The organism is Enterococcus sp. DA9, assembly GCF_008000875.1.
In the GTDB taxonomy this organism is placed as follows: domain Bacteria; phylum Bacillota; class Bacilli; order Lactobacillales; family Enterococcaceae; genus Enterococcus_B; species Enterococcus_B lactis.
This window is the reverse complement of record NZ_CP042839.1, coordinates 1,088,274-1,115,199: the sequence shown is the minus strand read 5'-3', so window position 1 is coordinate 1,115,199 and position 26,926 is coordinate 1,088,274. Positions and strand designations below refer to the sequence as shown.

Below are 26,926 nucleotides of genomic sequence, written 5' to 3'. Positions count from 1 at the left end.
TAATATTTTCCATATTGTGCAAAAAAATACAAGATGGAGGCTTTACTATGATTGAAGAATATATTGAGAAGAATATTTTGAGACAGCTGTTTTTATGTGGACAATTCTATGTAAATAAAGAAGTCAATCTAGAAAAGCTCTCCAATCTTCTACATGTTTGCAAAACCACTTTACTCAATGATATCAATAACATAAAAAAAGAATTTGAAGAACAAATTGTTTATACACATCGGGAAAAGGATTGTTACACTTTATATTTTTCAGAACATATACCTCGATGTAAGATCATGCAGCAATTGACCCAAAATTCGTTGTTTTTAAAAACTTGCCTGCTTTATTTGGAAGAAAATGAACCTGATTATCTCCAACTAACTGAGTGTGAATTCATCTCTGTCAGCAAAGCTTACTCCTTAAAAAAACAAGTATTGGCTTATTTTCATGATTGTGGGATCGAAATCGACCGCTACTCCCCTCGATTCACTGAAATGGAAAGACGTCTGTTGCTTCTTAATGTGGCTTACCGTTTAGGCAGCTTTAAGTCCTGGGAGCTACCTGAATCATTTTTTGAACGTGCGGATCGTTTCATTGAATCTGTAACGGAGAATAGCGGTAGATTTTATGATAAAGAAAATAAAGAAATCTTATCGATTGGTTTTGCTATTAGTTTCTTACGCCAACAGTTATGTACTGTGACAATAGATCCAACATTTATCGAAGAAATCAAAAAACGTCCTATTTACAATTATGTCGAGTCAGCATGGGAAACCACTGATTTCCAAACCTATTATAAAAAAGAAGAATTTGCCTTTATTTTGACACTGTTCAATCTTTGTAATTATGGTTGCCATTCTTATCAGTTGATTGCGGAAGATTTTCAACAGCTACACCAAGTGTTTATTGACAATACTCCCGAAATAAAAGAACTAGTTGCTACTTTTGAAACTCATTTCAATCAAGAATTATTCGGGAATCAGCCATTTGAACGTGCACTGATTCATCTGATGCGTTCGGCTTGGGATAATTATCAATTATTCATGCCAGAAAAATTTTATCTTCTAAATGAGGAACAGACAAATTTGTATAAAGAAGTCCAAACTCTTTTTTCCAGTTGGGCCAAACGACTACCTTATGATCTACGGTTTAATCCTAATTGCATGCGAGCTTTTGTCATCGAATTGAGTGGAATTCTCCGTCTGACAAAAGAACGTCTGACTATCTATATCGTTACAAATTCGGATGTTCATTATCTGATTTATCGGGAAGCCTTGGAAGCTGTAACTACTTTTGATTTTCAAGTTGCACCAACAATTTATGCAAGTATATCTGATATAAAGAAGTATGCACAGCAATCCTCGAACCGAGTGTTATGTGAACGTACATTATATACACCGGATGCAGTCCAATATGAGAATATTATTCCTATTTCAATCAATACGATCGAACGAGCAATCGTTTCAGCTGTGCAAAATAAATAAGAGGCTGTGACAAACATCGTGTCACAGCCTCTTATTCTGAGTAAACAATATTCCAAAAGTAACTTCTTCGGAAATAAGCCGAAATTTTCGTAAATTTCTTCTCATTCCTTGAATCTGCCCACTTCTTAACAACCTCTCGATAAACAGCAGGCTCATAACCTCACTTATTTGGAACGTCTACTGGCCCGATTTCTTTATTTAAAAAATAAGAAATGATCGTTCGGATAACTACCAATGCAGCTAGTTGGAAAATATCCTGCAAAGTAGGCTTGATAATCGATTCGATGATTCCAGCTGAAACAAGAATTTCCAAACTTAGAAGTATATAGCCTCCTAACATCTTTTTAATAGCATTGTTCTCGCTGACTCGGTCGTTTTTCGCTTCTGTATGGACAAATAAGTATTTCAAGAAATCCTTAATCGACAGACAGACTCCCCAAATCAATAAACAGATAGCAAAAATATCAAGTCCCAGTACAAGTTTTTCAAAATATGGAAGAAGAAACTGCATCAACTCTGTCGTCATCCTACCTCTCCTCTTCTTTGTTTCTCTTTGTCTTCTATTTCCTGATTCAAGAAATAAGAAATGACTGTTCGAATGATAATAATAAGTGCAAGCTTCAAAATATCTGTCCAAGTCGGCTTGATAACTGACTCGATGATATCAGCAACGACTAGTACTTCCAAGCTTAACAAAATATAACTTGCTAACAGTTTTCTTGTATCTGCATTACGAGCATTACGTTCTGCATAGTTTTTCTTGACATGAGACCAATCAAAAAGTTTGAATAGAACAAGAACGATCCCAGCAACTAAGATACCGATAGAACAAATATTTAAAATAGCAATGATCCATTCTAAATAACCGATCAATTGTGTGTTAAACATTGCGTCGCCACCTATCTTTTTTCCATTTAAGAGCCGATACTTTTATATCAGCTACTGACTATACAGCAAAGTATCTATTATCAATTGTAAAAGAAAACAGATAATTCCGTCCACTCATATGAAAAACACCCTTGACACTAATCCTCTTTCGATAAGTGCAAGGCTGTTTTTGCTAGAGTAGTATTCAAATCAGCATAGCTCTAAAACTTATTTATCTCACCATCCAAGCAGAATCAGGTTTTGGAAGCATTCAAATCAGCATAGCTCTAAAACGATAAAAATTATTTTGATCCTTTGGGTAATGTTTTGGAAGCATTCAAATCAGCATAGCTCTAAAACTTCTGTAGAGGGGTTTGAGTTCTTAAGTCTGTTTTGGAAGCATTCAAATCAGCATAGCTCTAAAACAGACGTCGATCCGCTTCGTGATAGTCCTAAGTTTTGGAAGCATTCAAATCAGCATAGCTCTAAAACAGTAAATTGATATGAATCGTTTCGGGTTTTGTTTTGGAAGCATTCAAATCAGCATAGCTCTAAAACCTCGCAGAAAAAATTTTTCCGTCAATGTTTCATAATCACGCTACTCGTTCATAGCAAAACTTCAGCTTTGAACGCTTCTCTTTTTTACCATTATACCATGTTTTCCAAGTTCAAGAAATAGTCTTTATCCAAGACAAATTGTTTTATCCCTTTGATCGAACGCGGCTCTACAAATAGCACTTCCATATGATATAACGAAATATAATTTTGCACTTCGCTTATTTCTTCTTCCGTGAGATAGGAACACACATTGATCAAAACCAATAATTTTTTCTTAGACAAGTATTTATAAACCTGAAGCAACTCAAGTAATTTCTCAAAAATAGTATCACTTCTTGTCTCGATCTTGATACCCAATGCTTTGAATAATTCCAAGACCGTGATCTCGTCTCCTTCTAAATCGAGTTCGTGATCCAACAACTCGTACCCGATCAGCTCACTGATTGTCGCTGTCAGTTTATCAATCATTGATTTCACTTCTACTTTTTCATTGAGCTGGCGCTCCAAATCTGCGTAGATCAATTTTAAAGTCGATGCCGAATTGATGTCAAAACCTAAAACATCTGTGATAATCAGTAAATCTGACTCTTTTAATTCTTTGTATTTATCGTTGAACAGCTTTAGTTCATGGGATTCACTGTACTGATAGAACCATTTCACGATTTTTGCAAACACAGTGACATCTTCTACGATTAAAAATGTAGCTTTTTCCAGTGACAGAGGCTGTTCCAATAATGGAAAATTAAGATTCAGCATCTTCGTCCTCCCCTAGATAAATGACTCGCTTATCCGAATTAGCCACACTTGTATCTCTTTCCCCGCTCAAATAAACCATACGCGCGAATTGTTTTTCCGTTACCGTGAGTAGTGTGACAAATCCTTTTTTAGGGTTATTGCTTTTTAATCGTTTCAGCATCGCTTGGCTAGCTGTAGGATTCAGCAACAATTTACTGTACACGGAAAACTGATGCATGATGAATCCTTCGCTCAATAAAAATTTTCTGAATTTCCTGTATGCTTTTCGTTCATCGGCTGTTTCAGTAGGCATATCAAACATTAAAATCATTCTCATATAACGATAACTCATATCCGAAATTGAGGGACTCCTTCCGTCTCGTTATTCAATACTTTGATTACTTTACTCGTATAATCCGATACGATGTTGGTAAGAAACATTTCTTTTTTCCATAACTGTATTTATTGGTAAATAAATCAAACAAACGCCGCTTGATCACAGGAAATTCGCAGTTGCGGTAGCGATAAACAATCTCGTCTATGACCGGTCGGAATGGTTCCATGAAATCACTAGCCAAATTAAAATCATTGAATTGATTCGCATGTTTCAATCCAAATTGTGTCATGCAACCATTTTTGACGATTTCTCGGGCAAACATGCTCAACAACAGTGTATATCCGTAATCTAATCCTGCATTGATCTCATTGTTTTCTTCACGAGTAAACTTCGTGCCGAACAATGTTTGAAAATAGATTCTTGCAGCATGGCCTTCGCGATTCGTTGGGTCAAATTCAAGTAAACCTTCGTGCAATTCTTGTATTGATTCTGCTTTTTCAGTAAATGATTGCTTTTGCAAGAAATTGCTTTGGTTCTGGATTTTCTGGGAAATAATTGCTGTCCATACCTGCCCCTTTTTTTCAGGAGACCACGCCAATTGTCGCGTTAACTGCAAACTGCTGTCATGTCTACTGTAGAACGGCAACAGCTTAGCAACAGGAAGTCGCTTGTCATCACAAAACAACACGAGTATTTTCTCATCGACTAATCGTTTCAAGAGCATCGTTGTGATAGTGATATCTGTGGTTTCCAATAACAGCACATCAATTTCTGACAGATGGAGACGTTCGGTTTTTTCAGCATTTTTGAAAATCAAATGATTATTTACGTATGCTAATTTTGAATGTGTGTTGACCACTACTGTGCGCCATCCCATTTATTTCCCCATCCTGATACGAGTTTCATATAATCCGGTGATTGATTGATGAATAATCGTTGACTGCCAGATCTCAGTCAAGCTAGTGTACCTTTTTCGCGGGATCGTCACATCAAAAAATTTGAAATCAGCCGGTGCGCCCATCGCATTGAACTGCATGAGATTGACAAAAGAACTTGCTAGTTTAGCTAGATCATCCGTTTGGTTTTCTTTGTAAATTTTTTCCAGTTTCTCAATATTTTTCTCTGCCAAGGTATATTTCCCTGCAAATTCGAGGACACGGGCAAACACTTCTGAAAACTCCTTGTGGTGTTCATTCACATAATCAAAACTTTCTTTATGAGAAATCTCATCGTACTGTTTTGCATGATAAAGAAGTGTGACTAGATGCTCCGGCAAGAGAAATGAATTGGCTTTTTGTGCTTCCTTATTGCTTGCGACCATTCGTTTACGCCCGTTTTCTAGTTCAAATAGCGCGTACTTAGGCAATTTCATCTCAATTTCTGCCTGTTCGTACCCTTTGTTTTTCAAAAATAAAACGGGGGATTGTTCAAATGCTTCTCTCTCCATGATTGTGATGCCTTCTAGCGCATTTGTCCGTTTGCGCGCTTTTCCTTTTTCATAAGTGAAAGCGACTGTGTAAGCAACGTTTGGGCTACCTAACCCGCCGTATTTAGCTGGATCCCAGTTGTTTTTCCGAGGTAACAGCTTAGAAGAATCTTTTTTAGGCTCAACTGTTTCCTTTGAGAAGCCTCCTTTTTGAATTTCTGTTTTTTTCACGATATTCATATGGTGGTGATTGATGACTTTTTTTACCTGTGCGATACTTTTTGATTTGTCCCAGAAAATCTCGCCATTTTCATCGCAAACCGGTGTGTCACTTTCGAAAAATTTCATGATGTTCGAATAAAATTCTTTTTTTACCGTCGCTTTGTTTGCTTTATGCGCATTGAACTTCAGATATTCGCCATAAACGAATTCCGGTGCTAGTTGCGGATATTTCTTCAAAAGAGCAAGAGCGATCACACCGTTCAGATATGCATCATGTGCGTGATGATATTCATTAATCTCACGTACTTTATAGATCCCGAAACGGTTTCTGAATTGACTGACTAGTGCAGATTTGAGCGTGATGATCCGAACTTTACGTATCGGTTCATTTGTGTCTTCTGCTTTATTGAACCGATGATGTAAAATACCGGCTACGTGTTTGGTAATCTGACGCGTTTCCACCAACTGCCGTTTGATGAATCCTGCCTTGTCTTCTTCCGTCAATTTGATTTTTGTCAGATTATCAAGTTTTCTTTTACTGATCAGCTTAGACGAATAAAGGTCGTACCAGAAACTGCGCATTTTTTTCACGACTTTCTCACTTGGTACATCGTCTTTTTTCAGACGATTTTCTTTTGAGGAAACTAAAACTTTGTTATCGATTGAGTTATCGGTCGTAAAGCTTCTTGGGATAATATGGTCGATATCGTAATCTGATAATCGATGGATATCTAAAGGCGCACCTGTATACATATCTCGACCATTCTGCAAATAATAGAGATATAATCGGTCTTTTTGCAGGGAGCTGTTATCGGTCGGATACTCTTTCAGCAATTGACTGCCGAAATCTTTAAGTGATTCTTCCAAAGCTTTCAACCGCGGCCGTGAACTTTTGAGTCCTCTGCCCGTCGTTTGATTTTCTCTGGCCATCTCGACCACGATGTTTGCTGGTTCATAGCCCATGATGCCAACGATTTCATCTACAATCTTCAAACTTTGGAGGATACCTTTTTTGATAGCCGGACTGCCTGTTAATTCTTTGACGATTTCTTCCAGATTTTCTGTGTCTGTGATCATTTGTGCTTTTTTGATTTCTTTTTTGAACGATAAACTATCATCATTGATCAGCTGCATGAAGTTACGATTTCGATGATGAGGAAAATCGTCATCATTGATCAAATAGTCTAAGATTGTTTTGTTCGATTGTTTGTCTCGGATTCCTTGAATCAGTTCTTTCGATAATCTACCCCAACCAGTGTAATGTTTTTTTGTAAGTTTCTTGATTATGTGTTTACCTAAAGTCGCTTCATGATGACTCAGCCTTGTTTTAATCATTTCCCGATCCTCAAAAACAGTCAGCGTTTTGATGATTTCTTCAAACATTGATGCCAATTCAGGATCTTCCAGCCATTGTTCCATTTCTCTTTTATTTTCACTCATGGTCAAAAAATCGTGGTACGTTGTATAGGAAGCGTTGAATGCTTTTTCGATGCCGGACAGTTCCGCGTGTTTGATATCGTATTTCAAATACAAGAATTCTTGTAAATCTTTTTTGGTTACCTTTCGATTCTTTTCGAACAATTCATGAAAGATTTCTTTCTTCTCTATGCTGGAAAAATAGTTCATCTGACCACGTTCGTCTTGATATCTTACTTTAGTCAACTCATTATAGATCGAAAATTTCTGATACAACAGGCTGTTTTTTGGCAATACCTTGTTGTGTGGCATGTACATATCTGTGTTGATCATTCGTTCGATAAACCGGACAGCAGAGCCCTCCATATCCACTATTTCAGGTAAGTTCCAAGGTTTGATCTTTTCCTCTGATTTTCTGATAAGCCACGCAAATGGACTATTTTCCTGTTTTTTTGCTAACGGACCAACATAATACGGTATCTTGAAGGTCAATAAACTTTCCAGCTTTTCTTGTTCTTCTTTTAAAAAAGGATAATGCTTTTTCTGGTTTGCAATAATTGCTCTCAGCTCGGTCAAATGGATCTGATGCGGGATCACACCGTTATCAAATGTGCGCTGTTTTCTCAAAAAATTCTCTTGTTCGATCTTTGTCAGGAACACCTCGCTGCCTCGGATACCTGTCAGTTCTTTTTTGACAAATTTATAGAAATCTTCTTGTGTCGCATGCCCTTCGATATACCCTGCATATCCGTTGACTGAATTATCCCCAAAAAAGGCGCGATATTTCTTCGGCAGATTCTCTTTCACAAATCGTTTCAGAAGGACCAAGTCTTCTTTATGTGCGTCATAGCGTCTGATCATCCCTGCTGAAAGCTTCGCTCGTGTATTTTTCGTGCTGTCAGAAAGAATCTCAGATAACAAGACAGCATCATAAACATTTTTCGCTTGGACAAAAAGATCGATGTAATCATCTCCGATTTTCTCTAACAATTCTTCAAGGTCTTCTTCATATGTTTCTTTTGAAAATTGCAGTTTTGCTTCTTCTTCTAATCCAAATACATTTTTGAAATTCCCCTGATTCCCTACCATTAATTTTATAAATTGACTGAGATAACCATTGGATTTTTCATGAGGAAAATATTTCAGGAGCGTTTCTGCTTTTTTTGTTTTCGACATCTTTTCTGTAAAAACGAAAGAACAATCGACCGCTTCGTCTAATTTTTCTGTTTGTTTGTCGCCTGCTTCGCTGAATTGCTGGTTATATGTGCTCAGAAATTGACAAAAAGTCTCTGTCACTGAGGAATTCTCCGTATTTAATTCACCCTCAATCAAAAAATTTCCCCGATATTTCAAGAGATGAGCCATCGCTAAATAAACGAGACGGATGTCCGCTTTCTCTGAAGAGTCAGCTAGCGCTTGTCTCAAATGATAGATCGTCGGGTAAGTCTGATGGTAGCTTTTTTCTTGCTTGATCGTAGCAAAGACCGGATGTCTCGACTGTTTCTTTTCATCTAGGACTAAAAAACTTTCATTCAGTCGAGCAAAAAAGTGTTCGTCTATTTTTAAAATCTCTGGTGCGAATATTTTTTGCAGTTCAAGGATTCGTTGTCTGCGTCTCGCTAACCTCCTGCGCGCAGTCCGCTTGCTTCTTCTTGCTTCGGCAGTCTGGCCTTCGTCAAAAAGTCGAACACCCCAAAAGTTTTTCTTCGTGCTACTCTTTTCTGTATTTCCTGCTACTTTCATCTTTTTGGAAACCAGTCGATAGTCATCTGTCAATACGGACCACCCGACGGAATTGGTCCCGATATCTAATCCGATCGTATACTCTTTCTTCATGCGCTAAATCATCCTTTCATCCAACAGCTCATCATAATTGAAAAAACGAAAACACCTATTGTAAAAGCTGTGATTTTTGCTATAATAAATATATTGGTAGCATTCAAATCAATATAGCAAGTTAAAATAAGGCTTTGTCCGTCATCAGCTTTTTTAAAGCAGCGCTGTTCTCGGCGCTTTTTTTGTGCTTTGCTTTTCAAAATCATCCCTTCATCTTCTTGCCAGACAGGAAACCATTTTCACTAAAATTATATCATATAATTTTTTAATATGATTCACTTTTTTCTGCTATTCAGACTTTTTGTACGTTGTTTTATCATTCATCAAAAATATTTATTGTTATTTTTTGTACGTCTTTTTCTACTTTTTTCCTTCTTCCATTTTCTTGTTTTCTTACACGGCATTCAGACACTTCTTCTTTTTTGTCAAAATTTCCTTTTTCTTCTCACCCTATCATTTGGCATTCTCATAAAAACGAACTATCCTTGGATATAGAAAGAGAAAACAAGGAGGCGTTTTTCATGAGTAAAAAATTAATCAAAGTCGGCATCGGTTTAGGTTTGCTTGCCCTTGGCGCTGCATATCTAGGAAAAAAAACAGGGCTATTCGAAGATGACAGTCATTTATATGATGAATTTGAATCCATCTAGCATCCTATTTCGTTGAATCACTACGGACATACTTGGAAGACATTGGAGGAATCACAATGAGAAAAAGTAAAGCAATAATGATTGGTGCCGGTATTGCCAATATGGCAGCGGCTGTTTATTTGATTCAAGAAGGCAAATGGAAAGGGGATCAGATTACCTTTTATTCATTGGATGATCACGGTTCAAATGATGGTGCACCGACCGACACTGTAGTGGATGAATATTGGAATAAAAATCATCCATTAGAAAACCAAAAAGGCTATATTGCTCGAGGCGGTCGTATGCTTAATTACCGTACCTATGTAGATTTGATGGATCTATTAAGTCGAATACCTTCTGTTACTGAGCCAGGAATGACTGCTGAAGAAGATACGAGAGATTTTGATGCAAAACACCGTACCTTTGACAAAGCACGTTTGATGGAAGGTGGTAAAGGGATCATTGACGGCGGAAAACTGGGCTTCAACAACAAGGACCGTATTCTTCTGACTAAACTGATTGCCATGCCTGATTCAGAAGAAGAAAAACTAGACAATATCACTATCGAAGAATATTTCAAAGATGATCCACACTTTTTTGAAACAAACTTCTGGTTTATGTGGGAAACAACATTTGCTTTCAGAACACGTAGTTCTGCTCAAGAATTGCGTCGCTATATGCATCAAATGATTTATGAATTCACTCAAATCGAACATTTAGTGGGCGTCAATCGAACACGTTACAATCAGTACGAAAGTATCATGCTTCCTTTGATCGAGTACTTGAAAGAACAAGGATGCAAAATCATTTTGAACCGCCGTGTCACTGACTGGGAATTCAAAGAAACACCGATGCAAGATGAAATCACTGTGACTGGTTTGAAAATGACCAATACATTGACTCAGGAAGAGGAACATGTCACGGTAGATGAAGATACAGCGGTCATTTTCACGAATGGTTCCATTACAGATTCAGCTACTTTGGGAGATTACGAAACACCAGCTGTAGAAAATATGGATTATGGTGCAGCTTCTAGTCTCTGGAAAAAAGCCAGCGAACGTTTCTATAACTTAGGAAATCCCGATAAATTTTTCGCGGATCGAGATGCGAGCGAATGGGTCAGCTTTACCCTGACGACGAAAAACCATTTGTTGTTGAATGAAATCACCCGTATCACGACTCAAGAACCAGGAAATGCCTTGAATTCATTTATTTCAACCACACCGATCACGTCGTTAGGCCAAAAAGATGTCAATATGTCTATCGTCGTGCATCATCAACCGCATTTTACGTCTCAAAAACCAAATGAAACAGTTATTTGGGGTTATTTCCTTTATCCAAGACGACGTGGCGAATTTGTGGATAAACAGTATATTAAGATGAACGGAAAAGAAATGTTGGAAGAACTGATTGGACAACTTTCAAAAGTAGATCCTGGACCAGTGAATATTCGTGAAAAAGAAACAGAGATTTTCGACAGCGTAATAAATAATATCCCTGTCTATATGCCTTATGCTTCCGCATTATTTAATAACCGTGCAAAAAGTGATCGACCAAAAGTCATTCCTAAACATTCAACCAATCTGGCCTTTACAGGAGAATTTGTTGAGCAGCCTTATCAGATGATCTTTACTGAACAAAGTGCTGTACGTTCTGGAGAAATCGCTGCTTTCCATTTTGCGGGCATCCCTATGTCCCGTCTTGTCAAAACACCGCGTTACGACAAAGACATCCCTACTCTAGCTCGTGCCGCAAAAAAATGTTTGAATAACCAGGAGGTTGTGAAAAAGCTGCCTTGCATCAAGTAATAAGAACAGCCAAGCAAAAATAGCTTCTCATATTTTTCGTTTGGTTAGGCTTATTACCGCAAATGCAAGCTTTTGAACACCGTTTAAGGAAGAGGTTGTAAAATCAGCGTTCTGACCTGAGTATTAGAGAAACAAATGGCAAAATAGTTCCTCATATTTTGCCATTTTTTGAGCTAATACCGAGGGTCAGCTGATTGAACACCGTTTACCAAGAGGTTGTGAAAAAGTCGTTTAGTTTCGAGTATTAAGAAAAATTTTTGGGAAATGGCTTTCTACATTTTTGCATAAATTTGGCTTAATACCGAGAAACTGGCTTTTGAACACCGTTTACCAAGAGGTTGTGAAAAAGTCGTTTAGTTTCGAGTATTAAGAAAAATTTTTGGGAAATGGCTTTCTACATTTTTGCATAAATTTGGCTTAATACCGAGAAACTGGCTTTTGAACACCGTTTACCAAGAGGTTGTGAGCCTACCGTTCAGCTCCGAGTCACAAGGAACAATTTCAAAAAATAGCTTCCTATGTTTTATGAATATTGTGACTTGTGACCGAGGAGTTGGTAGGGAAACACCGTTTATTCATAACAAGAGGTTGTGACAGATTTCATGTCACAACCTCTTGTTATTTATATTCGTTTCTTTTTGAAAAAACCTTTTTTTCAGTATTCACTCTCTTGCCAATCCACCATAATCCAGCTGCTATCACTACTTCAACGATTGCCACTACACTAAAAAATTGGATGAATGACAAAATATATGTGTCTAACAAATGTTGCAGTGCTTGGGTTCGAATATCTAACTGACTGGTCATATCGTACAAATAGAGACTGACTGACAGACTTAATAATTGGAAGCCTGCTCCTCCAATCACCACTGCAAATGACCAAAGAACTTTTTTCCAAGACATTCTGTATAAATAAAACACTCCGCTCAGCAATACAAGTAAGATACTACTAATCACTGGAAGAAAAGAAACCATTCGCTCTCGTATCGTCAATATCTGATCGATGAACGACATCAAATAAATTGATTGTATTCCTCGTCGAAAAATCCCAGAAGTCATATAGATGAGTAAATTGTTTTCTTCACTAGCAAATGGATCATCCTCTGCTTCTTCTTGTTTGTATGTATTGATTATCTCTTGGAGCTTTTCTTCTACTTCCTTTTCTCCGATCAGTTCTACTGGTTCTTTTTCATATCTGTTGCGGATGAAAAGCTCGATATTTTTTTGTACTAGTTCTTCAGAAACAATCTTTTCCAATGCTTCAGCCGGAGCTCCAATCTCATAATGATAGCTTTGGATCTCTTGATTGATCTCAGCAGCTACTTTTTTCGCATAGTCCGATTGCATGTTTTGCTCTAACATAAAATGTTGATTTGCCAAGGTGCTTATTAAACAAAGCATAACAGTCAGGCAAAACAGGCAGACAGAACTAATCATAACAATGATCCGTTTATTCCATTTATTTTGGATTTGTTTCATTACGCCTCCTCGTATTTGTTTTTTCACTGAAACGAATGATGATTGGTTATTGTTTAAATAGTTAAAATGATTCAATAGTTCAACTATACTTTACTGTACGTAAGGATACAATGAAGGCACACACCTTCTTTTTCTAATAAAAAAAAATTTTGGAACTCTTGCTTTTTTGAGGATTTTTATTTTGAGAAAAAAGCGTTTCATTATCAAAAAGATAAGAACTCCTTTAGAATGAAACTATCTGTAGTACCAATAATGCAGACAATTTTGTGAATCTGAAAGGAGCATCTCCAATGAAAGCAGTCACTTGGCAAGGAAAACAAAAAATGGAAATCAGAAACGTAGATGATCCAAGAATATTAGAACCAACAGACGCAATCATCCGTATCACAGCAACCGCCATTTGCGGATCCGATCTGCATCTTTACCATCATGGTGAAGCAGTTTTGGAAAAAGGGTATGTTGTAGGTCACGAACCTATGGGAATCGTTGAAGAAGTAGGATCACAAGTTCAAACATTGAAAAAAGGGCAACGAGTGGTTATTCCTTTTAATATCAGTTGTGGTCATTGTCATTTCTGCCTGAATCACATGGAAAGCCAATGTGATGAATCAAATCCAGATCAGTTATATGGCGGGCTTTTCGGATTTGGCAAGTTGAATGGCAATCATTGGGGTGGGCAAGCAGAATACCTAAGAGTACCTTATGCAGACTCTACTTCGTTTGTCGTTCCAGATAATAATCTTCCTGATGAAAAAGTTTTGTTTCTATCAGATATTTTGCCTACAGCTTATTGGAGCGTTGAAAATGCAGGCGTAAAAAAAGGCGATACAGTTGTGATTCTAGGATCTGGTCCAGTCGGTCTATTTGCTCAAAAATTCGCTGTAATGGCTGGAGCAGAGCGCGTGATTGCAGTGGATCCAGTACAACATCGTTTAGATAAAGCGGCTAATTACAACGGCGTGGAAACTTATTTCTTAGAAGACACAGCACAAGCTGGAACGGAATTATATGAGTTGGCTAAAGGTGGTGCCGATGTCATCATCGATTGTGTAGGAATGGACGGGTTAGAGCCTGTAAAAGAAAAAGCAAAAAATTTGGTGAGCCTACAAAGTGGCACGATTTCGCCTTTACAGATGGCTTCGCAAGCTGTCAAAAAATTCGGAACCGTCCAAGTAACTGGTGTGTATATGACGCCAGCTTCTTCTTACCCGCTTCAAGAGTTTTTCATGCGAGATATTGCGGTCAAACATGGACAGGCACCCATTATCCATCTGATGCCGAAAATCTACGAAATGATTGCAGAAGGACTATTTGATCCTACACAGATCATTACTCATTCGCTACCACTAGAAGAAGCAGCACAAGCATATGAGATCTTTGACAAAAAAGAAGATAAAAATATAAAAGTTGTTTTGAAACCTTGAAATCAGTAAAAAATACAGGTGATTTTCTTTATGCCCAAAATCAAACGAAATACCCATGAGATTGAAATAGGAAAAGAAGAAGATATCGAAATACGAGGGCGTCGCTTCCGCTTCTATTTCCAAAACCGTTACACATTGATCTCACTAGCTGTCGATTTATTAACCGGGATTTTCTATATTTTTGGAAGCCTTGCTTCCTTAACTAAAATCCCCGATCGATATGGCACCTATTTTTATTTGGCTGGTGCTATTTTCTTGACGATTCGTCCTATTCTCAGAATCGTTAGGAACATTTTTATTTACGACGAGAAAAGAACAAGGAAAAAGCATGGGAAGGCCGTTTAGCCTTCTCCATGCTTTTTTGTTATTCTTGTGTTGTGCATATTTCGCCTACTGCGATTCGAAAAAATTTCTAAGTATAGAACAATTTTTCGGTTTCCTTCTCTATATGCTGTTTCATGTACCTACTCTTACAGCGGCATTTGGTACACTCGCACAGGAATTCCTTCATTATCCTGAGCCATCCCGATAAATTGCCAATTGTATTTTTCATAAAAATCCGTATGGTCCGTCACAAGATAAAGCATCTTTACGCCCATTTCTGCAAAGTCTTGCTTGATCGTTTCTAAAATCATTTTGGCAATCCGTTGGTTTCGGTAGTCTTTTTCAACAAACAGCGCACAGACATTTGGAGTCAAATCTACTCGATCATGAAAATCATTGTCAACAACACCTGCACCTGCAATAATCTCTTCCCACTCATCCAACACCACATACCATTGCGGAACCGATGCGTTTTTTCTCGTGCTTGCTTGGATACTTTCTTCATAAACAGCAACTGGCAGATGCCATTTTGAAGCAAACCATTCGGCTGTTTCTTTTATCAACGTCGGTCGATCCCGCAATTTTATGACTGTTCTTCTCTCCATTTGTACTCTCTCCCATTCATATTTGGTCTATTATAGCACCTTGTATTTCAAATAGCTTTTCAATCGCTCGATTTTTTTGAATGAATGGGATTTTTTATTTATACACAAATTCCAAGACAAATATACCTCGATTTTCTCATTCATTATTCGATCCTAAGTTTTAAATTACTTGTTTTCATAAAAAAAGCAGAACCAGATAACCGGTTCTGCTTTCTTTATTCATTAAGCATCCAAAGTTTCTTTTCTTCTTTCTTGGATCGTAGCTACCTTGACGAACGGCAGATAGATCAAAATAGAAAGGATCAGATTGACAGCGGCCAGTACACCACCTGCAATACTCTTCGTTGCCAATACACCGCCAATAATTGGTGGCGTTACCCATGGTGGCATAACGGTAGCTGCTGGCACTAAACCTGTAGAAGTCGCAAAGTACGCAACACTAACTAAAACCATTGGTGTCAAAATAAATGGAATGAACATAATTGGATTCAATACGATTGGTAAACCAAACATCGTTGGTTCATTGATATTGAAAACACCTGGCGCAATCGACAAGTTTGTTACAACCATATATGGTTTGTTTTTACGTCCTACTAAATAAATAGCTAACAGTAAACCTAATGTTGCACCTGTTCCTCCTAAATTGACAAAGCTGTCGAAGAAAGGTTTGTTCACGATAAATGGCGCGCTATGTCCAGCTGCGATCGCATTGACATTTGCTTCGATTGCTGGCGCATTGATCGTTTGCATCAAAGGATCGACCATATTCGCCCCGTGTAAACCAAAGAACCATAAGAATGGGGTGATAAATGCAAGCAATAATGCAGATGGATAAGAGTTCGCAAGTCCCATAAATGGTTCTTGGACCACTGTATAGAATGAACCCACGATATCATCAACCCCAAATGCAGCAAAAATTGCAGCAACTAAAGCAAAGGCAGAGATAGTGATCATTGCTGGCAGTAATGAAGCAAATGCTTTCGCAACTGCTGGTGGCACACCATCAGGCATTTTGATAATCAATTTTTCATTTCCGCTTAAACGTACAAAGATTTCTGTTGAAATAATCCCAACAATAATAGCAATAAACAAACCGTTTGAGCTCATACCTAATGCTCCGCCTAAAGCAAAGAAAGAGCCTAAAGAAATCACACCTGCGGAAACACCGTCTTTTCGGTAGCCGTTAGCTAAATGATACGCAAGTAAGAAAGCAATCAAGACAGAAAGAATGGCAAATGTGCCGTTCCAAGCTGCAGCCCCGAATCCTTTCCATGATTCACCGCCAAAAATTGAATTCATCAATTCTTGGAAACCGGGAATCGGTAAGTTATTGATCATTACTGCTAATGCTCCTAAAATCATTAACGGCATACTCACCATAAATGAATCTCGAATCGCAACTAAATGCCGTTGTGCACCAATTTTTGATGCGACAGGTATAAAATGTTTCTCCATAAATGCAACAAATTTATCCATAAATCTTCCCTCTTTTCTTTACTGTGGATTACGCGTCCAACCGACGATACAGATCAATGATCTCTTTTGCTAAATCTGTAAAAGCAATAGATGTCATCAGGTGATCTTGACTGTGAACTGTCAAAAGTGTTACTTCAACGTGGTTTCCTTGTGCTTCTTGCGTCAGCATCTCTGTTTGAGAGTGATGTGCTTGGACTAAAGATTCCTCTGCATCTTTGATTTTTTCCTCTGCTAAAGTAAAATCTCCTTTTTTCGCCGCAGCAATCGCTTCCATTGCATCGCTTTTTGCATTTCCGCCAAACATAATCAGACCCATGATGGCTTCTAGATTTTTTTGATCTTCCATTTCTTGTTTCCTCCGATATTTTTATTATTTGTTTATTAGTTTTTCTGCTTGGTCAAGTACTTTTTCACCATTCATCATGCCATAGTCAGCCATATTGATCACATCTAAAGGAATGCCTTTAGGTGCTAGCTTTTCAGCAAATTGATTTTGCATAAAACGTACTTGCGGACCTAAAAGTAAAACGTCTACATTTTTAGATTCTAGTTGATTATCTGCATCTGAGGCAGAGACAGCAAAGATATCTGCTTCCATTCCTTTTGCTTCTGCTGCCTTTTGCATTTTTGTGACTAGGAGGCTTGTACTCATTCCAGCTGAACATACAAGCATGATTGTTCTCTTTTCCATTTTAAACACGTTCCTTTCTATTCTTACACTTGTATATAAAGCAAGTAGTGTGCCAACTTTAAAAGCGCTTTAAAAAGTTGATATTATCACGTTTATGGTCTATACCAAGTTGCATACACACTAAAAAGGAAAGCGCACACTAAACACACAAATTCTTTTTTATTGTGTTTATTTCTTTTAACGTGCACAAAAAAAGTTATGACAAATCTTTTGTCACAACTTTTTTGAATAAGAGGTTAAAATGCTACTTTCACAACCTCTTTTATTTCAAATAGCCAGCAAATAGAATCAATATCTTCGAAAAAATTCTAGTTATTTATAGACTTCATCAGGTAAGCTTAATTCTCTCTTATCAATCAGAGACTGATACCATGAAGCAGACTTTTTCAGTGTTCTGCTTCGTTCATCGTTCAATTCGATTCGAACTAATCCATATCGATTCTTAAATGCATTCATTGGTGAAACACAGTCAGTGAATGCCCATAGCATATAGCCTTCGCAATTGGCACCTTCTTCTGCTGCTTTGATCAAATAACGCAAATGCTGTCCGATAAATTCGATGCGATAGTCATCTTGCACGATCCCTTTCTCATCCATATACTGTTCTTCATGTTCTCTTCCCATACCGTTTTCTGTTATCAGCCAAGGAATATTACGATAATTTTCTTTTAGATACATAGCTATATCATACATGATTTTTGGATAGATCTCCCACCCTCTGGAATTGTTCATTTTCTTTCCAGGTAAATCAAAGACTTCATAATATCGTTCTGGATGAAACGGTGTCTCTTCATTCCATTGATAACGAGGAGCACGAACGCGTTTAGGGTAATATTGATTGATTCCAAGGAAATCTACTGTATGATGTTGGATCGTTTCTAAATCCTCTGTTGCAGGATCGAAATAAATCGATTGTTTTCGACACAACTCCAGGAACTCTTCTGTGTAGCATCCTTTTACCATCGGATCAAAAAATACTCGATTATAAAACAGATCATACATATAAGCAGCTTTTTGATCTTCTGGAGAACTGGAACGAGCATAGACCATCTCAGGATTTAAAATACAGCCAATCCTTCCGCCATAATTGCCACTATGGTAAATTTCTACAGCTTTAGCCGTTGCTAAAACTTTGTGATAATTCCACATCATCCATTTTTTTGTGTTTTGTTCATGCGGCCAGCGAACAGCATCCAAATAGCAACGCGTTTGGGGAACGATTGGTTCGTTGAATGTAAACCAGTTTTTTACCCTGTCACCATAACGATCAAAAGCAATCTTTGCGTACTTAGCATAAAAATCAACCACTTTTCTTGAAGACCAGCCATCATATTTTTCCAAAAGAAAAGCAGGGACTTCGTAGTGTTCTAAACAAATCATCGGTTCTACGTCTGCTTCGATCAAAGAGTCGATCATTTCACTTATATGCTGAGCATATTCTTCATCTACTATACAATTCTCGTAATCAGTGAAAAAACGAGCCCAATTGATAGAAGTCCGATAATGTGTCAGATGGATGGATTTCATCAAATCTATATCCTGTTGGTACTGCTCCATAAAATTAGTTGCTACGGCTGGACCATATCCATTATGCCAAACAAAATGTTCATTTTTATACCAGCTATCTATAAACGAATCCTGTCCTTCTTTTTTTCCTTTCCAACCTTCCGTTTGCCAAGCAGAAGATGCTGCACCAAGAATAAAATTTTCTGGAATAGTAATTTTCATGATTTCCTCCTGTTTTTTTAGATCCCATCATTTTCCACACGATTTGCTACTTTTACGAATGGCAGATAAATCAAAATAGAAACAACAATACAAACAAGTTGCGTAATAACTGCACCGATATTTCCTGCTGTGGCCAGATAAGCATTGACGATCGGCGGCATCGGCCAAGGAACCATTACAACTGCTTTTGCCGCAAATCCTAAAGCGGTTGCAAAATAACCGATCGTTCCTGTAACAAGCGGCGTTAAGATAAACGGGATAGCTAAAATAGGATTCAGCATGATCGGCATACCAAAAATAACTGGTTCATTGATGTTGAAGATCCCAGGAGCAAGAGATAACTTGGTGATTTGTTTCATATCTTCTCGTTTTCCCACTAGCAATACTGCTATCAGTAGACCTATCGTGACCCCAGACCCGCCCATACTCATATACATATCCCAAAATGGCATAGTGATAATGTTTGGTACTTCTTTTCCAGCTTCAAAAGCTTCCGTATTTACAGCAATTGCCGCTAAAAGCAACGGTTCTCGAATTGGCTTCACCATTTGATTCCCATGGATACCAATCACCCAAAAGACTTGTGCAATAAACATCAGTAACAAGATACCAGGTAGCCCTTGAACGACACCTTCTAATGGGCGTTGTACGATATTGTAAATGATATCATAAAGGTACATCCCTGTAAGTTCTTTGATGATAAATCCCGCAGCCGCGATACCTGATACTGTCAGAATCGTGGGAAATAACGCAGAAAAACTGGCAGAAACATTCGTTGGCACGGTATCAGGCATTCTCAGCTGTAGTTTCTTCTGTTTCCTCAACCAGCAATAAAGTTCAATGGAAAGGATGGAGACCAACATTCCCAAAAATAACCCTTTCGTATCTGTATATTGTTTAGCCAATACGTTTTCTACTATAACAGTCTGATTTTCATTCACTAATTCATAAACAGTTGGATTAACAGATAAATAAGACATCACTGCGATGATACCAGGGAATACACCATTCACTTTATTCAGCTTTGCTAATTCGATCCCTATCAGAAAAACAGCATAGATGGTCAAGAAACTTAGTGTGACATAGCTGATGGCAGATGCGATAGGTTTTAATTCTTCTAAAAAACGCAAAAAACTTATCTGTGCTAACCCATTTTCCGAATCAAAGACCATTGCTGAAAACAACGTGCCAAAAGCACCCGTAATAATTACCGGAATCAATGCAGCAAATGCGTTTTTTATCACCATGATATACCTTAAATTATTGATTCTCGTTGCCACATTCCCTAAAACATTGGCTAATTTATCCATAAAACTCATTCCAGATCCCCTCATTCCTACTTCTTCTCCTTGCCGTCATCTCTTTTCGTCTGTTAGTCAGCGCTTACATTCCGGTGAATAAAAACTATTTGCTTGTCCGTTTTACCAAATATAAAACAAAAATTCATCTGATGTATTTATCATAAAATACATCAGATGAACTGTCAATTAGTTTCTTTCTTCCCAATTATTTTCTGTAATTCTCTCCGATTTATTGCCATATGGACAGTCATCGCATCAAATGCCGCAAGTACATTCCGCCTCTCGATAGCCTGAACGATTTCTGTATGGATATCGATCGTCTCGATTTTCAAATGCTGGATATCATAATTTTTATTAAATAAAGCAATCGATTCATTAATGATCGGAATGATATGCAGTAACGCTACGTTTCCGCTAGCTTCTGCAATCGTCGTATGAAAATCGATGTCTAATTGAACATGATCTTGTGTACCTTCTCGAAAAGACGTTTCAATCTTTTGCGTTAAGCTTTTCATTCGGCTGATTTGATTTTTCGTTGCATATTCCGCCGCTAACCCTGCCATCTTTGGCTCCAATAAATATCTCAGCTCAAACAAGTCTCGTATCATCCGATCCTGATCTTCAATCAAAGAAAAACCGAGCGGATCATTAGCAATCCCTCGCTTATCACTGACGAATGTCCCCGCCCCTTGCCGAACTTCAAGAATATTCCTAGAAGCAAGCGCTCGGACAGCTTCTCGCACCGTGCTGCGTCCCACCTCTAAATAATCGGACAACTCATATTCATTCGGCAACTTATCTCCTACTTGCAACTGCTTTTCCTTTAAATATCTAAGGATCTTGTCCGTGGTTACTTCTACTAGGGTTTTATTTTCTTCCAAACCACATACCTCCTTTTCATCTGATGTATTTTTTCGTAATTATTATAACACGTTTGAATCATCTGATGATTTTTTGTATAAAAAATCGATTCATCCGTTCATGGATATACAAACGAAGCTATTTACCATAAAAAAAGACTAGGATAAAATTCACTCCTAGCCTTCGATCCTTTTTATTTTGAACGACAAAACGTATGATGTTCAATAATAGATGATCTTCATTCGATTCTTGATGACATTTTTTGTTCATTTTTTGATAGATGGATAAAAAATTTGATTACATCTTTTCTATTCTAGAATTTGGTCGATTTTCAATTCTTCTTCTGGTGAGAAATCTAAATTATCCATCATTCGAACACTTTCTTGTAACTGACTTAACCGACTTGCTCCAACCAGTACACTCGTAACAGATTTTTGTCGCAAATTCCATGCAAGGGCCATTTGCGCTAATGATTGCCCTCGTGATACGGCGATTGTCTGCAGTGCTTTGATTTTTTCCAGAGTTGATCCAACTTGTTCTTCTGAAAGGAATGGTATTTCCTTACGATGTGCTCTAGAATCTTCAGGAATCCCATGCAGATAACGATTTGTCAGCAAACCTTGGGCAAGCGGGCTGAACGTGATTGCTCCTAGCCCTTCTTCTTCTAATACTGGAGATAAGTCGTCTTCTAGTAGTTCACGAGAAAACATATTGTAGCGCATCTGATGAATAATGAACGGTGCTTCTTTTCTTTTTAAAATTTCAGTCATTTTTTTGGTGTCTTCTCCATTATAGTTGGATATACCAATATATAATGCTTTTCCTTGTCTTACAAGTTGCATCAATGCTTCTGCTGTTTCTTCCAAAGGTGTATCAGGGTCTGGACGATGATGATAGAAGATGTCAACATAATCTAGCCCCATTCTTTGGAGACTCTGATCACAACTTGAAATGATAGATTTACGCGAGCCCCATTCTCCGTATGGACCTTCCCACATATGATAACCTGCTTTGCTAGAAATAATCAGTTCATCACGGTAGGCTTGAAAGTCTTCTCTAAAAATACGCCCGAAGTTTTTCTCTGCAGCTCCAGCAGGGCCTCCGTAATTATTCGCAAGGTCGAAATGGGTAATTCCCATATCGAAAGCACCTCTTAAAATCTCTCTTTGGTTATGGATAGGATCATAATCTCCAAAATTTTGCCATAATCCGAGAGATAAAATTGGTAATTTTAAACCTGAATGACCGGATTTACGATATTCCATTTTTTCATAACGTGCACTATCTGCAATATACAAATTTTCTCCTCCTCACCACTTTTAAAACGCTTTCTTTTATTCTGCTTTTAGTTTACTACATTTTAAAGAAAAGGAGTTAGTCAAAATGATTTTTTCTTGTATTTTTTTACCATTTGTTTTTTATTCGTTGATAAATCAGAAATTGCTTACGTGCTTGCTGAATTTTTTTATAGCGTTTCGGTTGTTTTTTGTAAAATTGCTGATGATAATTTTCTGCTGGCCAAAACGTACTAGCTGGTTCAATTTTTGTGACGATTGGTTGGTGGAACGTTCCTGAACTGACTAGTTCCTGTTTCGATTGCTCCGCTAATTCTTTCTGACGTTCGTCTTGATAAAAAATCACCGGACGGTATTGCTTCCCTCTATCTTGAAATTGTCCAAAGGCATCTGTGGGATCAGTTATTTGCCAATAGATTGTCAATAAATCGCTATAACTTATCTCTCTCGTATCATAAATGATCTCCACAGCTTCCATGTGACCTGTGTAGCCACCGCTCACTTGTTCATAATTTGGTTTTTCAACATGTCCGCCCGTGTATCCTGACAAAACAGATAGGATCCCTTTTTTCGATTCAAACGGCTCGACCATGCACCAGAAACATCCCCCTGCAAATACTGCACGTTCTTGATAGTCAGCATCTTGCATAGCATGCTTGGAAAAGTCATATTTTTGCTGCGTGTCAAATCCTTCTGTAAGCAATAAATAAAAATCCATTACATCAGGCGTTAGGTTCATCCGGATAGCTAATGGACGTAGTGTTGCTTCTAGTTTCGATAACTGTTCTTTAACGGATGTATTTTCTCTTATGTCATTCTTTGTCTGGATCAATACTTTTCGTTCCCAATCTCGTGTATTCGGATTTAAAATCAGATTATAAAGAGTTTGAATGAATACTTGTTCCTTATCCATAGACTCTCCTCCTTTCCGAAGAAGACAAGCTAGTGACTTTAGCTGTAATTTATCATAAAGTGAGGAAATAAGCGATTACTTCATCCCCCTACAGATTTTTCGTATAAAAAAGAGAGAATCCTTATCGACAGATTCTCCTTTTTAATCAATTTATTTTATAAATGAAAAGTTAATTTACCTTTTATGGAAAATTATTTTAAAAAATAAACATAAATATGCAGTTAATGTAACAAGATAAGAAATAATAGTCGTTACTGTATAATTTGTGCTTACTTTAATATCAGCAACTCCTTTGACTCCGCTTATTTGTACCAATCCATTAGCATTCACCTGCTCCTTTACAGGTTGATGATTTATTTCTACATTCGTTCCTAAATAAGCATATACAGGAAGTGTGATTACTTGGCTCTTCTCATTAGTTACTCTATATATGATAGAACTACCAGTTGTTTTATAAGGAAGGTTTACCCATTGACTGCCAATCTTTGCTTCGTGTTTTATTATATGCTCCTTATTCTCCAATGAAGCGATAGGAGAATAATCATATAAAAAATAATCCATTCCTTTAGTGGTATACGCCTCTACTGTTTCTTTGTTTACAACAATATGTCCCGGCTGAGAAATTATTTTTTGATTGAAATTTTTTTTACTAGAAACAGTTAAAGTGATTAATAACAAAACAGTCATAAATAAATAAAATAGTTCTCTTGTCTTATTGTATCTTCTATTTTTGAAAAATATCATCGTTAATATCAGAGAAGAGAATATTATTTGCAAACTTAAGATCCGCCAAGGAAATTGTAACAATTTGGCTGGCGTATTTTGCAGAAGATACCATGGCACCAAACTAGTTGTAGCTAGCCAAGTCAAACACGTACCATAATAAATCTTTTTTTCTATGTTTGTTAATTTTTTAAATAAAATCAGGGGAATACATAAAGATAACAGACCAACTAGTCCCATTGAGTAAGTAGTTAAGTCGTTGTTCATAGCTTCAGTCAGACTATCGAACACATTAGATGCATGAGCATATAAATTTGTCACGCTAGGTTTGTTGATTTTTTGGTAGAGCATTTGTTCAAACATCGGATACCAAAAAGCACTCGTCAGAACCAATGTCATTCCTGCCGCACTAAATAATTTTTTAAATATAGCAATAAAATCTGCATTCTTGAAACCTTTAGAAACCAAACGAATAAAAATAAAAATGATAATTAATGCTGTACTCATTAATGTTGATAGTACATGGCTGTACACTAGCAAACTCATACTCAATGCTAGCTTTACAGACGGATACTTTTCTTCTTTTCCAGAGATGATTTGATAAGCATAAAATAATACAGGGATAACAAGTGTTATTGCGATAGCTTCGGCAATTGCGGAACGATAGTAGATGTCTACTGTCCGATAAGCAGAGAAAATATAGAGACAACTAAATAAAAATGCCGCTTTTTTTTGTTTTAAAAACCGCTCGCCATAATGATAAGCTACGAGTGTTGTGCACAAGTTCAATAACCAAACGTAAATAATATAGCTTACAATCAAATTTTTTGTCATCCAATATAACATTACAGCTGGAAAAAAAGTCAGAAAGGGATAAAAATAATTTACACCATATCCAGTATAATTGAATGTCTCATAATTAATCGGACTGGTAAAAATAGTCGATAGCCCCTTGATTCGAGATAAGTGAAAAGAAAGATCTCCAGTGGTATAAATACTCTGTGTATTTTTGAAAAAGATGAAAGAATATATACTACTAACTATAATTAATCCACTCAATATTACTACTTTTTTATTTATTTTCATTCTTCTTGTTTATCTCCTTTTTAGTCACATATCGAGAATCTTTCAACTTATTAGGTGCAAATCGTTTAAAACTTGAATACACCACTAAACAATAAGTCAGAATACTAATCCATAAAGCCATGAGAGCAGTTGGAGTATATTTTGTTGTAATTTCTATCTTATTTTCTCCAGCATTTACATCCACATTCACTAAGCCATGTTTTTTATAAGAGTCATTTACGACTTTACCGTTTACTTTTACCTGTGTACCTAAATAAGCATATACTGGTACTGTCACTTTTTGCTTTTTGTTGCTTGCCACTGTGTAAGTAATGTTATTATCTGCAGCTTTATACTTCCCTTTTTCCCACGATTCTCCTACTTTTACTTCATGTTTTTCTAAGTGAGGCCTTTCTTTTATCGCTTCTGTTGGGGCGTAATCGTATAATCCTCCCATATCTGATGTTGTATAACGTGGGAGTGTTTCTTCATTGATAACAATATGACCGTGTTTTGATTGGATAACTTTTGCGTAATTTTCTTTTGCTGCTATAGACGTGACGAGTAGAAACACCACAGTAGCGCCAATGATTAACCATGAATATTTTTTATTCATAGTCTTTTTCATAAAAACAAGCGTTATGATCATTGAAGAAAAAAAGATTTGGATACCTAAGATACGCCAAGGAAACTGGAGCAAGCTTATCGGTGTTTTTTGAAACAAAAACCATGGAAATAAATTAGTTACGCATACCCATGTAGAAACTACGCCAACATAGATGATTTTTTCTTTTTTCTCCATTTCTTTCAGTATGAATAAAGGAAAAATCAACGCAACCAATCCTAATAACCCCATAGTGTATGTTGTAATATCGTTATTTAACGCTTGAATGATACTATCTGAAATAGAAAGTGCTTCTAGCTGCAAATCTGTTTTGAAGGGACTGTGTATTTCTTGATAATTCATCTGCTGCAACATAGGATACCAAAAATAGCTAGTTAATGCACAAGTCAAAAAAACAGCCTTTACTAAATTCACGACCACAAATTTTATATCGTTTTTTATTTGCTTGCTTAAAAACAAACGAACTATAATCATACAAGCAATCAATGCACTACACAATAGTGTAGTTAAGACATGAGTATACACAAGTAGACTTATACTGACAGATAAAGCGATGACTTTTTTTTCTCTATTGAATATCAATCCATAAGCATAATATAAAACAGCTGGGATAATCGTAAGAGCGATTGCTTCTGCAATTGCGGATCGATAATAGATATCAACTGTTCGATAAGTTGCAAAAGTATATAAACAACTAAATAAAAAAGCAGCATCTATCTTTTTAAAAAACTTTTCTCCATAATAAAAACTAATCAGAATCGTACAAATATTTAATAACCAAATATATAGAACATAACTTAATATTAAGTTATTTGAAATTCCATAAAAAACGACTGCAGGAATTATTGTAAGAAAAGGATAAAAATAGTTCAGTCCATCTCCATAATTGTTAAATGTTGTATAGTTGATTGGCCCTTCAAAAATAGAAGATAACCCTTTGATTCGTGAAAGATGAAAAGATAAATCACCTGTTGTATAAATTTCTTGGGCATTTCTCATAAAATTTACTGAATATAAAGTACTAAGTAAGATAAGAACTACTAAAAGAAATGCTTTTTTACTTATTTTCATAGATTTGTTGTTCTCCTTTTTTAATTCTATTTTCAG

Annotated in this window: 23 protein-coding genes, 1 pseudogene and 1 CRISPR repeat array; of the genes and pseudogenes, 5 read left to right on the top strand and 19 right to left on the bottom strand. The window is 36.9% G+C overall.

Annotated features, from left to right (window positions below):
• Positions 1 to 47: 47 nt before the first annotated feature.
• Positions 48 to 1,475, top strand: a complete 1,428-nt coding sequence (locus FTX43_RS06265; protein WP_147606872.1) for a helix-turn-helix domain-containing protein — start codon at positions 48 to 50, stop codon at positions 1,473 to 1,475.
• 160 nt (positions 1,476 to 1,635) lie between these two features.
• Here FTX43_RS06265 and FTX43_RS06260 read toward each other — a convergent pair whose 3' ends face one another.
• The 7 genes and pseudogenes from FTX43_RS06260 to FTX43_RS06230 form a co-directional block, all read right to left on the bottom strand.
• On the bottom strand, positions 1,636 to 2,001 hold the full coding sequence (locus FTX43_RS06260) for a DUF1622 domain-containing protein (protein ID WP_002292507.1): 366 nt from the start codon (positions 1,999 to 2,001) through the stop codon (positions 1,636 to 1,638).
• The gene (locus FTX43_RS06255; protein WP_087063967.1) at positions 1,998 to 2,363 is read right to left on the bottom strand and encodes a DUF1622 domain-containing protein; all 366 of its coding nucleotides are present in this window, start codon (positions 2,361 to 2,363) and stop codon (positions 1,998 to 2,000) included. Before FTX43_RS06255 ends, FTX43_RS06260 begins: the two co-directional genes overlap by 4 nt.
• Positions 2,364 to 2,534: 171 nt before the next feature.
• Positions 2,535 to 2,900: direct repeats of the CRISPR family, unit length 36 nt; unit sequence GTTTTGGAAGCATTCAAATCAGCATAGCTCTAAAAC.
• 90 nt (positions 2,901 to 2,990) lie between these two features.
• On the bottom strand, positions 2,991 to 3,653 hold the full coding sequence (gene csn2 / locus FTX43_RS06250) for a type II-A CRISPR-associated protein Csn2 (RefSeq protein ID WP_025478102.1): 663 nt from the start codon (positions 3,651 to 3,653) through the stop codon (positions 2,991 to 2,993).
• Complete coding sequence (gene cas2 / locus FTX43_RS06245; RefSeq protein WP_002310648.1) at positions 3,643 to 3,987, bottom strand: CRISPR-associated endonuclease Cas2; 345 nt, start codon at positions 3,985 to 3,987, stop codon at positions 3,643 to 3,645. Before cas2 ends, csn2 begins: the two co-directional genes overlap by 11 nt.
• Positions 3,984 to 4,849 (bottom strand): annotated as a pseudogene (gene cas1, locus FTX43_RS06240) (type II CRISPR-associated endonuclease Cas1). Before cas1 ends, cas2 begins: the two are co-directional and overlap by 4 nt.
• On the bottom strand, positions 4,850 to 8,872 hold the full coding sequence (gene cas9, locus FTX43_RS06235; protein ID WP_147606870.1) for a type II CRISPR RNA-guided endonuclease Cas9: 4,023 nt from the start codon (positions 8,870 to 8,872) through the stop codon (positions 4,850 to 4,852). It lies immediately after the preceding pseudogene.
• Positions 8,873 to 8,880: 8 nt separating this feature from the next.
• Entirely contained in the window at positions 8,881 to 9,078 is a 198-nt protein-coding gene (locus FTX43_RS06230) for a hypothetical protein (RefSeq protein ID WP_002310643.1), read from the bottom strand.
• Between the two features lie 315 nt (positions 9,079 to 9,393).
• Here FTX43_RS06230 and FTX43_RS06220 point away from each other — a divergent pair, with 315 nt between their 5' ends.
• The gene (locus FTX43_RS06220; protein WP_002287569.1) at positions 9,394 to 9,522 is read left to right on the top strand and encodes a hypothetical protein; all 129 of its coding nucleotides are present in this window, start codon (positions 9,394 to 9,396) and stop codon (positions 9,520 to 9,522) included.
• A gap of 56 nt (positions 9,523 to 9,578) precedes the next feature.
• Entirely contained in the window at positions 9,579 to 11,309 is a 1,731-nt protein-coding gene (locus FTX43_RS06215; protein WP_147606868.1) for an oleate hydratase, read from the top strand.
• A 618-nt stretch (positions 11,310 to 11,927) separates the two neighbouring features.
• Here the strand turns inward: FTX43_RS06215 and FTX43_RS06205 are convergent.
• Complete coding sequence (locus FTX43_RS06205) at positions 11,928 to 12,788, bottom strand: hypothetical protein (RefSeq protein WP_025477152.1); 861 nt, start codon at positions 12,786 to 12,788, stop codon at positions 11,928 to 11,930.
• Between the two features lie 290 nt (positions 12,789 to 13,078).
• Here FTX43_RS06205 and FTX43_RS06200 point away from each other — a divergent pair, with 290 nt between their 5' ends.
• Complete coding sequence (locus tag FTX43_RS06200; protein ID WP_002292500.1) at positions 13,079 to 14,212, top strand: alcohol dehydrogenase catalytic domain-containing protein; 1,134 nt, start codon at positions 13,079 to 13,081, stop codon at positions 14,210 to 14,212.
• Between the two features lie 30 nt (positions 14,213 to 14,242).
• The gene (locus FTX43_RS06195) at positions 14,243 to 14,557 is read left to right on the top strand and encodes a YrhK family protein (protein WP_002316627.1); all 315 of its coding nucleotides are present in this window, start codon (positions 14,243 to 14,245) and stop codon (positions 14,555 to 14,557) included.
• A 125-nt stretch (positions 14,558 to 14,682) separates the two neighbouring features.
• On the opposite strand, the gene FTX43_RS06185 is transcribed toward FTX43_RS06195, so the two are convergent.
• The 11 genes from FTX43_RS06185 to FTX43_RS06135 all read right to left on the bottom strand — a co-directional run bounded on the left by FTX43_RS06185 (position 14,683) and on the right by FTX43_RS06135 (position 26,890).
• The gene (locus tag FTX43_RS06185; RefSeq protein WP_147606867.1) at positions 14,683 to 15,141 is read right to left on the bottom strand and encodes a GNAT family N-acetyltransferase; all 459 of its coding nucleotides are present in this window, start codon (positions 15,139 to 15,141) and stop codon (positions 14,683 to 14,685) included.
• Between the two features lie 222 nt (positions 15,142 to 15,363).
• Positions 15,364 to 16,617: a PTS sugar transporter subunit IIC gene (locus tag FTX43_RS06180; RefSeq protein WP_147606865.1), complete on the bottom strand. Its 1,254-nt coding sequence runs from the start codon at positions 16,615 to 16,617 to the stop codon at positions 15,364 to 15,366.
• A gap of 28 nt (positions 16,618 to 16,645) precedes the next feature.
• Complete coding sequence (locus tag FTX43_RS06175) at positions 16,646 to 16,963, bottom strand: PTS lactose/cellobiose transporter subunit IIA (protein ID WP_002310632.1); 318 nt, start codon at positions 16,961 to 16,963, stop codon at positions 16,646 to 16,648.
• A gap of 24 nt (positions 16,964 to 16,987) precedes the next feature.
• The gene (locus tag FTX43_RS06170) at positions 16,988 to 17,308 is read right to left on the bottom strand and encodes a PTS sugar transporter subunit IIB (RefSeq protein WP_002292494.1); all 321 of its coding nucleotides are present in this window, start codon (positions 17,306 to 17,308) and stop codon (positions 16,988 to 16,990) included.
• A 312-nt stretch (positions 17,309 to 17,620) separates the two neighbouring features.
• Positions 17,621 to 19,036: a glycoside hydrolase family 1 protein gene (locus FTX43_RS06165; protein WP_147606863.1), complete on the bottom strand. Its 1,416-nt coding sequence runs from the start codon at positions 19,034 to 19,036 to the stop codon at positions 17,621 to 17,623.
• Between the two features lie 17 nt (positions 19,037 to 19,053).
• On the bottom strand, positions 19,054 to 20,370 hold the full coding sequence (locus tag FTX43_RS06160; RefSeq protein WP_002312687.1) for a PTS sugar transporter subunit IIC: 1,317 nt from the start codon (positions 20,368 to 20,370) through the stop codon (positions 19,054 to 19,056).
• Positions 20,371 to 20,519: 149 nt separating this feature from the next.
• Entirely contained in the window at positions 20,520 to 21,218 is a 699-nt protein-coding gene (locus FTX43_RS06155) for a FadR/GntR family transcriptional regulator (RefSeq protein WP_002310628.1), read from the bottom strand.
• 288 nt (positions 21,219 to 21,506) lie between these two features.
• Positions 21,507 to 22,463 (bottom strand): aldo/keto reductase, encoded by a 957-nt coding sequence (locus FTX43_RS06150; RefSeq protein WP_002348342.1) that lies wholly within the window; start codon positions 22,461 to 22,463, stop codon positions 21,507 to 21,509.
• A gap of 139 nt (positions 22,464 to 22,602) precedes the next feature.
• Complete coding sequence (gene msrA, locus FTX43_RS06145; protein ID WP_047929837.1) at positions 22,603 to 23,406, bottom strand: peptide-methionine (S)-S-oxide reductase MsrA; 804 nt, start codon at positions 23,404 to 23,406, stop codon at positions 22,603 to 22,605.
• 174 nt (positions 23,407 to 23,580) lie between these two features.
• The gene (locus tag FTX43_RS06140) at positions 23,581 to 25,215 is read right to left on the bottom strand and encodes a 6-pyruvoyl-tetrahydropterin synthase-related protein (protein WP_002319875.1); all 1,635 of its coding nucleotides are present in this window, start codon (positions 25,213 to 25,215) and stop codon (positions 23,581 to 23,583) included.
• On the bottom strand, positions 25,202 to 26,890 hold the full coding sequence (locus FTX43_RS06135; RefSeq protein WP_002294724.1) for a membrane protein: 1,689 nt from the start codon (positions 26,888 to 26,890) through the stop codon (positions 25,202 to 25,204). Before FTX43_RS06135 ends, FTX43_RS06140 begins: the two co-directional genes overlap by 14 nt.
• Between the last annotated feature and the right edge of the window lie 36 nt (positions 26,891 to 26,926).

What these genes read in the sequence shown, in the direction of transcription:
- FTX43_RS06265 (WP_147606872.1), top strand. Translation starts at nt 48, where the DNA reads ATGATTGAAGAATATATTGAGAAGAATATTTTGAGACAGCTGTTTTTA.
- FTX43_RS06260 (WP_002292507.1), bottom strand. Translation starts at nt 2,001, where the DNA reads ATGACGACAGAGTTGATGCAGTTTCTTCTTCCATATTTTGAAAAACTT.
- FTX43_RS06255 (WP_087063967.1), bottom strand. Translation starts at nt 2,363, where the DNA reads ATGTTTAACACACAATTGATCGGTTATTTAGAATGGATCATTGCTATT.
- cas2 (WP_002310648.1), bottom strand. Translation starts at nt 3,987, where the DNA reads ATGAGTTATCGTTATATGAGAATGATTTTAATGTTTGATATGCCTACT.
- cas9 (WP_147606870.1), bottom strand. Translation starts at nt 8,872, where the DNA reads ATGAAGAAAGAGTATACGATCGGATTAGATATCGGGACCAATTCCGTC.
- FTX43_RS06230 (WP_002310643.1), bottom strand. Translation starts at nt 9,078, where the DNA reads ATGATTTTGAAAAGCAAAGCACAAAAAAAGCGCCGAGAACAGCGCTGC.
- FTX43_RS06220 (WP_002287569.1), top strand. Translation starts at nt 9,394, where the DNA reads ATGAGTAAAAAATTAATCAAAGTCGGCATCGGTTTAGGTTTGCTTGCC.
- FTX43_RS06215 (WP_147606868.1), top strand. Translation starts at nt 9,579, where the DNA reads ATGAGAAAAAGTAAAGCAATAATGATTGGTGCCGGTATTGCCAATATG.
- FTX43_RS06205 (WP_025477152.1), bottom strand. Translation starts at nt 12,788, where the DNA reads ATGAAACAAATCCAAAATAAATGGAATAAACGGATCATTGTTATGATT.
- FTX43_RS06200 (WP_002292500.1), top strand. Translation starts at nt 13,079, where the DNA reads ATGAAAGCAGTCACTTGGCAAGGAAAACAAAAAATGGAAATCAGAAAC.
- FTX43_RS06195 (WP_002316627.1), top strand. Translation starts at nt 14,243, where the DNA reads ATGCCCAAAATCAAACGAAATACCCATGAGATTGAAATAGGAAAAGAA.
- FTX43_RS06185 (WP_147606867.1), bottom strand. Translation starts at nt 15,141, where the DNA reads ATGGAGAGAAGAACAGTCATAAAATTGCGGGATCGACCGACGTTGATA.
- FTX43_RS06180 (WP_147606865.1), bottom strand. Translation starts at nt 16,617, where the DNA reads ATGGATAAATTTGTTGCATTTATGGAGAAACATTTTATACCTGTCGCA.
- FTX43_RS06175 (WP_002310632.1), bottom strand. Translation starts at nt 16,963, where the DNA reads ATGGAAGATCAAAAAAATCTAGAAGCCATCATGGGTCTGATTATGTTT.
- FTX43_RS06170 (WP_002292494.1), bottom strand. Translation starts at nt 17,308, where the DNA reads ATGGAAAAGAGAACAATCATGCTTGTATGTTCAGCTGGAATGAGTACA.
- FTX43_RS06165 (WP_147606863.1), bottom strand. Translation starts at nt 19,036, where the DNA reads ATGAAAATTACTATTCCAGAAAATTTTATTCTTGGTGCAGCATCTTCT.
- FTX43_RS06160 (WP_002312687.1), bottom strand. Translation starts at nt 20,370, where the DNA reads ATGAGGGGATCTGGAATGAGTTTTATGGATAAATTAGCCAATGTTTTA.
- FTX43_RS06150 (WP_002348342.1), bottom strand. Translation starts at nt 22,463, where the DNA reads ATGGAATATCGTAAATCCGGTCATTCAGGTTTAAAATTACCAATTTTA.
- msrA (WP_047929837.1), bottom strand. Translation starts at nt 23,406, where the DNA reads ATGGATAAGGAACAAGTATTCATTCAAACTCTTTATAATCTGATTTTA.
- FTX43_RS06140 (WP_002319875.1), bottom strand. Translation starts at nt 25,215, where the DNA reads ATGAAAATAAATAAAAAAGTAGTAATATTGAGTGGATTAATTATAGTT.
- FTX43_RS06135 (WP_002294724.1), bottom strand. Translation starts at nt 26,890, where the DNA reads ATGAAAATAAGTAAAAAAGCATTTCTTTTAGTAGTTCTTATCTTACTT.